Origin of the sequence: Streptomyces longisporus (assembly GCF_039532765.1) — a bacterium.
In the GTDB taxonomy this organism is placed as follows: domain Bacteria; phylum Actinomycetota; class Actinomycetes; order Streptomycetales; family Streptomycetaceae; genus Streptomyces; species Streptomyces longisporus.
In genome coordinates this window covers 283708-295162 of sequence record NZ_BAAASG010000024.1, presented here as the reverse complement: position 1 = coordinate 295162, position 11455 = coordinate 283708, and the positions used below count along the sequence as shown (strand labels likewise).

Sequence of the window (11455 nt, the reverse complement as noted above, 5' to 3'; positions counted from 1 at the left end):
ATAAGCCCGGCCGTTCACAGCGTCCTCGCTGTGTATTTCAAAGGAACCTCGCCACCAGGAAAAGCTTCCCGGTGTCGGGGTATCAACATATCTGGCGTTGATTTTTGGCACGCTGTTGAGTTCTCAAAGAACGGACGCTTCCTTTGTACTCACCCTCTCGGGCTTTCCTCCGGGCGCTTCCCTTCGGTGTTCCAAACTCTATCAGTGTTTTTCCGTCCCCCTGACCACCTCCCTGCAGGCATGCAGAAGGTGACCCAGAGATAGGATCTGACAAGTGTGGGTGCCGCTGAAGCCAGGACGCTCAGTCGCGCCGCTCGGCCCCAAGCAGGAGTACGACTGTACACGCGGCCGGGAAGCGGGTGCAAATCGATGGAGCTGGTGGTCTAGACCACTATCCGGTATCTTCCATGCGGAACCGGCAGTTCATCTGACATACCCTGCTCCACAGTGCGCCGTCCGGCACAAGCAGTGACGGCCCCTATGGATCTCCACCTCTGGGAGGCTTCCCATGACCACCGTGACGTCCCCGATTGCAGGACGCGCCATCGGCCTGGCAGCAGTGCCGGATCCAGTCTTCTCCGGGGCCATGGTGGGCCCGGGTACGGCCATCGACCCCGTGCGCGAGCCGTCAGAGGCCGTTGCTCCCGTGGCCGGAGTCATCGTCTCTCTCCATCCGCACGCCTTCGTCGTTGTCGACGAGCACGGGCATGGCGTCCTCACACACTTGGGTATCGACACCGTGCAGCTCAACGGTGACGGCTTCGAGCTGCTCGTGAACAAGGGCGACACCGTGACGCGGGGACAGGGCGTGGTCCGCTGGAACCCGGCCGCCGTGGAAGCCGCCGGCAAGTCGGCGGTGTGCCCCATCGTGGCGCTCGAGGCCGCTGCCGAGGCTCTCTCCGATCTTCGTGACGATGGGGACGTGAAGGCGGGCGACAGTCTCTTCGTCTGGAAGTGACGTCAGTGCCGTCCTATGACGGCGAGCAGGACAACCACAGCGGCGGCGGGACCCGCCGCACTATCGGAGACGGTGAGATGGAGACAACGCTGCGAGGCGTCGGTGTGAGTCACGGTGTGGCGATCGGCGAGGTTCGGCACATGGGAACTGCGGTGCTGGAGCCGCCTGCCAAGCAGATACCGGCGGAGGACGCGGAGCGTGAACAGGGGCGCGCCCGCCAGGCCGTGGACGCTGTGGCGGCCGATCTGATGGCGCGCGGCAATCTGGCCGGGGGTGAGGCCCAGGCGGTGCTCGAGGCGCAGGCCATGATGGCGCAGGACCCCGAGCTGATGGCGGATGTCGAACGGCGTATCACCGTCGGGAGCACGGCCGAGCGTGCCGTGTACGACGCTTTCGCCGCGTACCGGGCCCTGCTGGCCGGTGCCGGCGAGTACCTGGCGGGTCGTGTGGCCGACCTGGATGACGTGCGGAACCGTATCGTCGCCCGGCTGCTCGGGGTGCCGATGCCGGGTGTTCCGGACAGCGACGAGCCGTACGTTCTTATTGCACGGGACCTTGCGCCTGCCGACACGGCGCTGCTCGACCCCGCCCTGGTCCTCGGTTTCGTCACCGAGGAGGGTGGGCCGACCAGCCACAGCGCGATCCTGGCGCGGGCGCTGGGTGTTCCTGCCGTGGTGGCGCTGCCGGGTGCCGGTGAGCTGGCCGAGGGCACGGTGATCGCTGTCGACGGCAGCACCGGCGAGATCTTCGTGAACCCCAGCGAGGAGAAGAAGGGGCAGCTGGAGGCCGCGGCCGCCGAACGCAAGGCGGCGCTCGCCGCCTCGACCGGCCCGGGCGCCACCTCCGACGGTCACAAGGTGCCGCTGCTGGCCAACGTCGGCGGGCCTGCGGACGTACCGGCCGCGGTCGAGGCCGGGGCCGAGGGTGTAGGTCTGTTCCGCACTGAGTTCCTTTTCCTGGATGACAGCAAGAACGCCCCCTCGGAGGCGAAGCAGGTCGAGGCGTACCGGCAGGTACTCGAGGCGTTCCCCGAGGGCCGTGTGGTGGTCCGTGTGCTGGACGCCGGCGCGGACAAGCCGCTGGAGTTCCTCACGCCGGCCGACGAGCCGAACCCGGCGCTCGGCGTACGGGGTCTTCGGACGCTGCTCGACCACCCCGAGGTTCTGCGCACCCAGCTGACGGCACTCGCGAAGGCCGCGGAGGGGCTGCCGGTCTACCTCGAGGTCATGGCCCCCATGGTCGCGGACCGTGCCGACGCCAAGGCGTTCGCGGACGCGTGCCGTGAAGCGGGACTGCAGGCGAAGTTCGGCGCCATGGTCGAGATTCCTTCGGCCGCACTGCGGGCTCGGTCGATTCTGCAGGAGGTCGAGTTCCTGTCGCTGGGCACCAACGACCTCGCGCAGTACACGTTCGCGGCCGACCGTCAGGTGGGTGCGGTGTCCCGTCTGCAGGATCCGTGGCAGCCCGCGCTGCTCGACCTGGTGGCGCTGTCCGCGGAGGCGGCGAGGGCCGAGGGCAAGAGCTGTGGTGTCTGTGGTGAGGCGGCGTCCGACCCGCTGCTCGCGTGTGTGCTGACCGGTCTTGGTGTCACCTCCCTCTCCATGGGTGCGGCATCGATTCCCTATGTGCGGGCCACTCTCGGCAAGTACACGCTGGCCCAGTGCGAGCGTGCGGCCGCGGCGGCCCGGGCCGCGGAGAGCGCCGAGGATGCGCGCAACGCGGCTCAGGCGGTGCTGTCCGGCGAGTAGCCGAGTTCGGCCGTCGGCTGTTGTTGCACCGGCTGTTCTGAGGGGCGCTCCACCCGCGGGTGGAGCGCCCCCTCTGCTTTCAGTGGCGGTGCCCCGGTGTCTGTCCTTCCTCTCCGAGGTCCGGCGGTACGCAGTAGTCGACGTCCGATTCCGGGGAGATGATGTCTCCGGATTCGATGTCGGTGCAGTAGGCGTCGAACACCTCACCGGCCGTGAGGGGTTCGAGGCCTTCTCCGCGCAGACGCCAGCCGTAGACGCGGTCGGTGGTGCCGGAGGCGCTGGTACGGATGACGAGTCCGCCCGGGCTCCGGGTGGCGATGCCGAGGGCCAGGACTGTGGTGAATTCGAGGGCTTCGGCCTCGTCGAGTTGGATGGCGCCTTGGTCGTCCTCGTCTGCGTGGAGGACGGAGACGAGTGTTTCGGGTGTTGCCGTGACACTGCAGACGAGGTGGCGGTTGCCTGCCCCTGCTGTGTCGAGGATGCGGACGAGAAGATGCGAGGCGCGTGTGAAGGCGGCGCGGCCGATGTCCTCGCCGCAGGAGGCGCAGGCGCCGAGGCGGGCGAGGAGCGTGGAGGCGTACTCCCAGGTGGCCTGTCGGACCGCTTCGTCGACAAGGGCCGGGACAAGGTCGGCCAGGGGCTGGCCCTCGTAGGGAAGCACGGGTCCGGTGGTGGCCAGTTCAGCGGTGAAGCGTGTGCGGCTGGACTGGACGTCGGGGTCGAGGCCTGTGTCCGCGCAGAATTCTGCGTACTCCTGCGGGTCGAAGAGGGCCACCGTGGTGTGGCTGCCTTGGGAGGCGCGCGTCTTGAGGAGCGCCTCGACCTGTTGGAGGTAGCTCGTGTGGTTGTCGAAGGTGAAGCTGCGGTAGCGCCGCATGGCGCGGAAGTCGTGCTCGTCGGTCAGCAGGCCGATGGTGCCTGCGATTTCGCGGCGCAGGTCGCGTCGCATGGTCTGGTCGTCGGTGTGCGCCATGTTTCCCCCTGTGCACGGTCGATCAATGCTCACTCACAGTAACCGTCGGCACTGACAATGGCGTCCGAGCGAGGCGATCGCGGACCAGGCGGTGCTGAATCAGGCTGGTCAGGCCGATGATGGCGCCGAAGGTCAGCCAGCCGGCCGGGCCGGTGGTGATGGCCGCGGTGACGGCCAGTGGCCCGACGCTGCGTTGGGCTGACTGGGCCAAGCCGTGCACGCCGAGGTAGGCGCCCTGCGCGGTGCCGGGGGCGAGGGCGACGGAGAGTTCCCAGGAGACGGTGGCGTGGAGCATCTCGGCCAGGGTGAACGCGGTTGCCGAGGCTGTGAGGAGCAGGGTCGCGGTGGCGGTTTCCCGGGTGGCCGAGAGCGCCATGGCGATGCCGCCGAGAGCGAAGACGGCTGACAGCGGGAGGAGAAGCGCGCGGGCGGCCGAAGTGGTGGTTCCGAAGCGGGCCAGGGGACACTGGAGGGCCACCACCATCACGTTGTTGAGGACCAGTAGCAGGGGCGCGAGGCCGTGCGGCGCGTTGCCCGCGTGGGCGATCCACAGGGGCAGGCCGACCTTGAAGACGGCGTCGTCGAGGAAGAGAACGGTCTCGGTGGCGACGTAGGCGAGGTAGGTGCGGTCGCGCCAGGGATTTGTGCCGGCCGGCTTCGTCGGGGGTGCCGGGGTCTTCGAGGTGGCGACGATGCGGAAAGCGGACGGGGGCTCACCGCAGCGCAGGGTGAGGAGGGCCGAGGCGAGGAAGGAGAGGGCGTCGCCGGCGAGGAGCCACTGGTAGGCGGTGGTGGTGTCGAGGGCCAGGGCCGCCGCGGCGGCGAGGCCGCCCAGGGCCCAGCCCGCGTTGGCGATGGTGCGGTGGACCGCCTGATAGCGGACGCGGTCGGGTCCCGCCACCCGGGTGGCATAGAGCCTGGTGAGGACGCTCGCCGCACGGTCTCCGAGGCTGCCGAGCGCGGAAAAGGCGAGGAGCAGGGTGTAGTCGTTCGTGGTCAGGAGCGCCAGGGAGGCCAGTGCGCGCAGGAGTTGGACGGCGAGCAGAACGCGGGTGAGCGGGAATCGGTCGGCGATGCGGCCCCCGAGGGGCGCTCCGGCGATGCCGATGGCTCCGGCGGTTGCGGCGAGCGTGCCGACCTGGGTGACGGACAGGCCTGAGACGTAAGTGAAGTACAGGACGGACACGGAGGCCCACAAGCCGCTGCCGATGCGGTCGACGAGGGCGATGGTGAGCATTCTGCGTCCGTCTCGCCCTCCTGGTATGCGGCTCGACCATGCGGCTGCGCGGCGCATCGGTTGCACTGCTCCCCCTTGTCTTCCGTTATGTACTGGTACATAATTTCCAACGTGGCAACACAATATGGGATCTCTGGTACGACGGCCAAGGGAATTGCGGCGTCCGTCGAACGGGCCGTGGCGGAGGGGTCGTTGCGGCCCGAGGCCGCGCTGCCTCCCGTGCGACGGCTCGCGGACGACCTCGGGGTCAGTCCCGGCACCGTCGCCACTGCCTACAAGGAGCTGCGCGGGCGAGGCATCGTCGTCACGCGCGGGCGGGGCGGGACCGTGGTGGCGCCGGCTCCCGCGGTGGCGTCACGGCGGCCGCCCAAGGTCCCGCAGGGGCTGCGGGACTTGTCGGGCGGGCACCCGGATCCCGCGCTGCTGCCCGCTCTCGTGCCGCCGTCACAGCTGTCCCCCGGCGGCCGGTCGCACCGTTCGACGCCGAGGCTGGCGCGGCTGGAGGACGCCGCGCGGGACTGGATGGGGGCCGATGGGGTGCCCGTGGAGCATGTGACGTTCGCGCATGGGGCGTTGGATCTGATCGGGCGGCTGTTGTCCGTGGAGTTGCGGCCCGGCGACGCCGTGGCGATGGAGGACCCGGGGTATCACCATCTGCTGGACCTGATCACGGCGTTGGGGCTGCGCATCGTGCCGGTGGCCGTGGACGACGAGGGTGTACGGCCCGAGGCCCTGCGGGTGGCGCTGCGGGCCGGTGTGCGGGCTGTGGTGTGCAGTCCTCGGGCGCAGAATCCGTACGGCGGTTGCTTCTCAGTGGCACGCCGGGACGCGCTCGTTGACGTGCTCGAGAGCGAGCCGGACGTCCTGGTCGTCGAGAACGACCACGCGTCCGCCGTCGCCGCCGCGCCGCTGCACTCCCTGACCGGAAGCGGATTGACGCGATGGGTGCATGTGCGCACGGTGAGCAAGTTCCTCGGGACCGATCTGCGGTGGGCGGCAGCTGCGTGTGACGCGACCACCCTGGCCCGGCACGACGGACGATTGCTGCTGACCTCCGGCTGGGTCAGTCATCTCCTCCAGGAGACCGTTCACGGGTTGCTGACCGACGCCGCCACGCGCGCGTTGGTGGCGCGTGCGCAGGAGACGTACGAAGAGCGCCGCGGCGCACTCCTGCGAGAGCTGGACGATCGTGGCATTCCGGCGTGCGGGGCCAGCGGGATGAACCTGTGGGTGCCCGTGCAGGACGAGTCGGCCGTGGTGAACGGGTTGCGCTCGTACGGCTGGTGGGTTGCCGCCGGGGCCCGGTTCCGGTCGTCGTCACCCCCGGGGGTGCGGATCTCCGTGGCCGAGCTGGAGCCGACCGACGCGGCGCGGCTGGCCTCGGACTTCGCTGACGTGCTCGGCGAGTCCGAGGCCACCTACGGCGGTTGAGCCGCCCCTGTCAGGCGCGTTTGCGGGCGAGGTCCTCGTAGAAGTGCAGCAGATCCAGGTTGTCGATGGAGCCCGGATTGACGGCCTTTTCCAGCGGAGTGCCCTGGAGGAGGCGCTTGACGGGGACCTCGATGCGCTTTCCGGTGAGGGTGTGCGGAATGCCGGGGACCTCGATGATCTCGTCGGGGACGTGGCGCGGTGAGAGCTGCTCGCGAATGGTCTGCTTGATGCGGGCCAGCAGGGCATCGTCCAGGGTGGCGCCGGGAACCAGGTGCACGAACAGAGGCATCCAGTAGCCGCCGTCGGGTTGTTCGACGCCGATGACGAGGGATTCCCTGATCTCGGGGATGCGCTCGACGGCTTCGTAGATGTCGGCCGATCCCATGCGCACGCCCTGGCGGTTCAGGGTGGAGTCGGAGCGGCCGTGGATGACGACGGAGCCGCGGGAGGTGACGGTGATCCAGTCGCCGTGGCGCCACACACCGGGATAGGTGTCGAAGTAGCTGTCGTGGTAGCGGCTGCCGTCGGGGTCGTTCCAGAAGCGGATCGGCATCGACGGCATGGGGTTGGTGACCACGAGCTCGCCGACCTCGTCGATCACGGGCTTGCCGGTCGGATCCCAGGACTGCAGGTCCGTGCCGAGGCCGGGCGCCTGGAGCTCGCCGATGTACACCGGGAGGGTCGGTACGGCCCCCGCGAAGCAGGAGCACACATCCGTGCCGCCGCTGACGGATGCGATCCACAGATCGTCGCGCACCTCCTCGTGCAGCCAGCGGAATCCGTCGGGCGGCAGGGGAGATCCGGTGGTGGCGACACACTGCACCTTGGAGAGGTCGAAGTCGCGGGCCGGGTGGACGCCGGCCTTGCGGCAGGCCATGACGTACGCCGCCGAGGTGCCGTAGAGGGTGGCTCCGGTCCGTTCGGCGATGCGCCATTGGGCGCCCGTGTCCGGGAAGCCGGGGCTGCCGTCGTAGAGCACGATCGTCGTTCCGGTGAGGAGGCCGGAGACGAGGAAGTTCCACATCATCCAGCCGGTCGAGGTATACCAGAAGAAACGGTCCTCCGGGCCCAGGTCGCAGTGCAGGCCGAGCTGTTTGAGGTGCTCGGTCAGGATGCCGCCCTGGGACTGGACGATCGCCTTGGGCAGGCCGGTCGTGCCGGAGGAGTAGAGCACCCAGAGGGGGTGGTCGAAGGGCACCTGCTCGAAGACCGGTTCCACGTCCGCGCCGGTCAGGGCGGACCAGTCCAGGGCACCTGCGGGGGGCTCCGTCCCGAGAAGGGGGATGTGGACGACGGCACGCAGCGTGGGCAGTTCGTGGCGCAGCTCGGCGACGATGTCGCGTCGGTCGTGCTCCTTGCCGCCGTAGCGGTAGCCGTCGACGGCGAACAGGACGACCGGTTCGACCTGCTGGAAGCGGTCCAGGACGCTGCGGGCGCCGAAGTCGGGGGCGCAGGAGGTCCAGACTCCGCCCACGGCGGCCGTGGCGAGGAGGGCGACGACGGCCTGCGGGATGTTCGGGAGGTAGCCGCTGACCCGGTCCCCGGGGCGTACGCCGAGGGCGCGCAGTTCGGCGGCCAGGGAGCCGACCTGGCGGCGCAGCTCGGACCAGGTCACCGGGCGCGGCTCGTGTGTCTCGTCGACGTGCAGGAGGGCCGGTTCGTCCGCGCGGGTGGCGGCCGCCCGCAGGGCGTGCTCGGCGTAGTTGAGAGTCGCCCCGGGGAACCACTGGGCGCCCGGCATCGAGCGGTCGCCGAGTACGCGCGCGTAGGGTGTCGAGAACCGTACGTCGAACCACTGGGTGACGGCTTTCCAGAACGTGTCCAGTTCGTCGACGGACCAGCGGTGCAGTGCCGCGTAGCCGCCCTCGGCGGGAGCGCCGTGCTGCTCGGCCGCCCAGGCCTGGAACTTTGTGACCTGCGCCTGGGCGATGCGCTCCGGATCTGGCTGCCAGAGGGGCTGGGGGTTCACGGTCGACATGGGGCGGCTCCCGGACTGTGCGCGTCGTATGCGTCGGTCGCGCACGAGCTGGGGTGTGCGCGTGACGCGGCTGACACGGACGATGCCATGTGATCGACTTCTGCACCAGGGCGCGCCCCACATAGTCGGCGTCGTGAAGATGTGGTCCCGGCACGGGTGAACGGCAGTTGAACGACACACGCGCGTGGGGCGGTCAATGGCAGGGTGAGCAGCATGGACGGTCGTGACCTGGTGCGTTCGATAAGGGTGGTCGGTTCGGTGAGGTCGGCCCAGGGGTTGCGTACCGTGCGGGCGGCGTGGCGCAGGAGGCGTGCCGACGCCTCCGCGCTGCCGTCGCGGGGTGCCGAGCGCGCGCGGGTGCCCGGGCCCGTGCAGGAGGTGGAGCCCGGTCCGGGCGGTGGCATCGTCCGGTTCGGACGGTCCGAGCTGCGCATCTTCGTCGCGGTGAACGGAGCGGTCTTCTGGGGCTGGGACGGGGCCTCTCCCGAGCCGTCGTACGCGCTCCCGGGCCGCTGTCCGGAGCCGGATCCCCGGGCGGTCCTGGAGCCGGACAAGGACGGCGGCTGGCGGGTCGTGGCCGAGCGGGTGACGGTCGTCGTCTCGCGGCACGGCGCGATCGAGGTGCTCACGCCCGGAGGTGTACCCCTGCGTCGTGATCTGCCGCCCCGTTGGTGGGAGCCGGTCGGGGGCGGCACCGCACGCTGGATGCAACGCTCGGAGGTGGCCGCGGACGCGCGATTCTTCGGGCTCGGCGGGCGGGCGTCGGGCCCGCGGCTGCGCGAAGGAACGTACCGCCTGTGGAATACGGACCCGGGGCGCGCGTTCGGTCCCGGTGAGGATCCGCTGTACCTCACGATGCCGGTGCAGCTGGTGGTGGCCGACGCGGCGGCGCATCTGGTGTTCCACGACACCTCGTGGGACGGCACGGTGACGTTGCGCGAGGGCGAGGAGGGCGCCGGTTCCGGGCACGACCGGGCGGGGACGTGCGAGCTGCGGATGGACGGCGGCCCGCTGCGCTGCTGGGTGGTCGTGGGCACCCCCGCGCGCGTGCTGCTCACCTGGGCCTCGCTGACGGGCGCGCCCGCGCTCCCGCCGGCGTGGGCGCTGGGGCATCACCACGCGCGCTGGGGCTTCGGCAGTGAGCAGGAGGTGCGGCGGATCGTCTCCGGCTACCAGGAGCGCGGGCTGCCGCTCGACGCCGTCCATCTGGACATCGACCACTACGACGAGCATCAGGTGTTCACGGTCGACCACGAGAACTTTCCGAAGCTGCCGGTGCTGGCCGAGGAACTGCGCCGGGACGGGATCCGGCTGGTGTCGATCGTCGACCCTGCGGTCAGGGCCGCAGAGGGCAACGCGGTGTACGACAGCGGGGCCGCCGTGGACGCCTTTGTGCGGGACGCTTCGGGGCGGCTCGTGCGCGGGGTCGTGTGGCCCGGGGAGGCGGTCTTCCCGGATTTCACGCACGCGCGCGTGCGTCAGTGGTGGGGCGGTCTGTACGAGGAGCGGCTCGCCCAGGGCTTCTCGGGTTTCTGGCACGACATGAACGAGCCCACTTCGTTCGCCGCGTTCGGGGAGTCGACTCTGCCGCGTTCGGCCAGGCACTCGCTGGAAGGGCGGGACGGAGACCACCGGGAGGCACACAACGTCTACGCGCTGTGCATGGCCAGGGCTGCCTACGAGGGGCTGCGCGAACTGGCTCCCGAAGAACGGCCGTTCATCTTCTCGCGTTCCGGTTGGGCCGGTCTGCAGCGCTACGGGGGAACGTGGTCCGGTGACGTGGCCACGGGCTGGCCGGGGCTGCGTGCCTCGCTGTCGCTGGTCATGGGGCTGGGGCTGTGCGGAGTGCCGTATTCGGGGCCGGATGTGGGCGGTTTCGACGGCAGCCCGTCGCCGGAGCTGTATCTGCGCTGGCTCCAACTGGGGGCGTACCTGCCGCTGTTCCGCACGCACGCGAGCCTGCGGGCGGGGCGGCGGGAGCCCTGGGAGTTCGGTGCCGAAGTGCTGGAGCACGCGCGCGTGGCGCTCGTCGAACGTCGTCGGCTGCTGCCGTACTTCATGACGCTCGCGCATCTGGCCCGGCGCACGGGAGCGCCCTATGTTCGGCCGCTGTGGTGGACGGCGCCCGAGGACCGTGCGCTGCGCGACTGCGAGGATGCGTTCCTGCTGGGCGACTGTCTGCTGGTGGCGCCGGTGCTCGACCCGGGCGCGGACCGGCGGGCGGTGCAGCTGCCCCGGGGGCGCTGGTACGACACGGTGACCGAGCAGGTGTACGAGGGGCCGGCGCACGTGCTCCTCGACGCCCCCCTGTCGCGGATCCCGGTGCTCGCGCGCGCCGGTGCCGTCGTCCCCGTTCGTGGGGACGACGGCGGGCTGGAGTTGGAGGTCTGGGCGCCCGCCCGGGGACGGACCGGGGGCGGACTGGTGGTGCAGGACGCGGGTGACGGATGGGACGAGCCGGAACTGGAGCGTTATGTCACCCGTTGGACGAGACGGCGGCTCATCGTCGAGCGGCAGGGCGAGGGCGGCACGAGCGAGCCGCCCTACCCGGTGCGTGTGCGAGGCCTGGAGGAGGGCTGACTCAGACGTACCGGCCCTCGAACCAAGCCCGTACGGCGAGCGTGTGCAGGGGGAAGGCGAGTTCCTCCGGCCTGCGCAGGAGGTGCCAGCCCTCCGTCTCGTCGGTGGCCGTGGACTGCGGGAGGCCTTCGGCCGGGCGCTCCGGGAGGAGCCCGAACAGCAGCAGATGCCCGTCGGGTGAGCTCATGGCGTCGACGAGCCGCACGTCGCGCCCGGCTGCGTCGATGCCGGTCTCTTCCTTGAGCTCGCGGACGACGGCCTGCCGCCAGTCCTCACGGTCGTCGATGTAACCACCGGGCAACGCGATGCCTCCGCGCGCGGGGGCGACGGTTCGGGTGATGACGACCAGGGCGGTGCCCTTCGTGTCGTACACGGGCTGGAGCGCGATGGCCACCGGCAGGGGATTGCGGTAGGCCACCGCGTGGCAGGCCGGGCAGGTGCGGGGCCAGCCTGAGACGCCCTCTCCATAGGGCGCTCCGCAGCTCGAACAGTGGGAGTCGGGCGCGGAGTTGGGGGTAGAGGCATGAGTTTCGGACACGAAGCGGAATGT

8 protein-coding genes are annotated in these 11455 nt (G+C 70.2%); 4 read left to right on the top strand and 4 right to left on the bottom strand.

The features are described 5' to 3' along the window. Positions 1–508: 508 nt before the first annotated feature. On the top strand, positions 509–958 hold the full coding sequence (locus ABD355_RS39205) for a PTS sugar transporter subunit IIA (RefSeq protein ID WP_344405899.1): 450 nt from the start codon (positions 509–511) through the stop codon (positions 956–958). A 77-nt stretch (positions 959–1035) separates the two neighbouring features. Next, on the top strand, positions 1036–2706 hold the full coding sequence (ptsP, locus tag ABD355_RS39200; protein WP_344405898.1) for a phosphoenolpyruvate--protein phosphotransferase: 1671 nt from the start codon (positions 1036–1038) through the stop codon (positions 2704–2706). 79 nt (positions 2707–2785) lie between these two features. Here ptsP and ABD355_RS39195 read toward each other — a convergent pair whose 3' ends face one another. Both ABD355_RS39195 and ABD355_RS39190 read right to left on the bottom strand, forming a co-directional pair. Next, positions 2786–3679, bottom strand: a complete 894-nt coding sequence (locus tag ABD355_RS39195; RefSeq protein WP_344405897.1) for a hypothetical protein — start codon at positions 3677–3679, stop codon at positions 2786–2788. 22 nt (positions 3680–3701) lie between these two features. Continuing rightward, positions 3702–4916: an MFS transporter gene (locus ABD355_RS39190; RefSeq protein WP_344405896.1), complete on the bottom strand. Its 1215-nt coding sequence runs from the start codon at positions 4914–4916 to the stop codon at positions 3702–3704. Positions 4917–5027: 111 nt separating this feature from the next. Here ABD355_RS39190 and ABD355_RS39185 point away from each other — a divergent pair, with 111 nt between their 5' ends. Next, a complete protein-coding gene (locus ABD355_RS39185; RefSeq protein ID WP_344405894.1) occupies positions 5028–6347 on the top strand; it encodes an aminotransferase class I/II-fold pyridoxal phosphate-dependent enzyme in 1320 nt (439 codons plus the stop codon). A gap of 10 nt (positions 6348–6357) precedes the next feature. Here the strand turns inward: ABD355_RS39185 and ABD355_RS39180 are convergent, their stop codons facing one another. After that, on the bottom strand, positions 6358–8325 hold the full coding sequence (locus ABD355_RS39180; RefSeq protein ID WP_344405893.1) for an acetoacetate--CoA ligase: 1968 nt from the start codon (positions 8323–8325) through the stop codon (positions 6358–6360). Positions 8326–8538: 213 nt separating this feature from the next. On the opposite strand from ABD355_RS39180, the gene ABD355_RS39175 reads away from it, so the two are divergent. Next, the gene (locus tag ABD355_RS39175; protein ID WP_344405892.1) at positions 8539–10905 is read left to right on the top strand and encodes a glycoside hydrolase family 31 protein; all 2367 of its coding nucleotides are present in this window, start codon (positions 8539–8541) and stop codon (positions 10903–10905) included. Position 10906: 1 nt separating this feature from the next. Here the strand turns inward: ABD355_RS39175 and ABD355_RS39170 are convergent, their stop codons facing one another. Further along, positions 10907–11443: an NUDIX domain-containing protein gene (locus tag ABD355_RS39170; RefSeq protein ID WP_344405891.1), complete on the bottom strand. Its 537-nt coding sequence runs from the start codon at positions 11441–11443 to the stop codon at positions 10907–10909. Positions 11444–11455 lie beyond the last annotated feature (12 nt).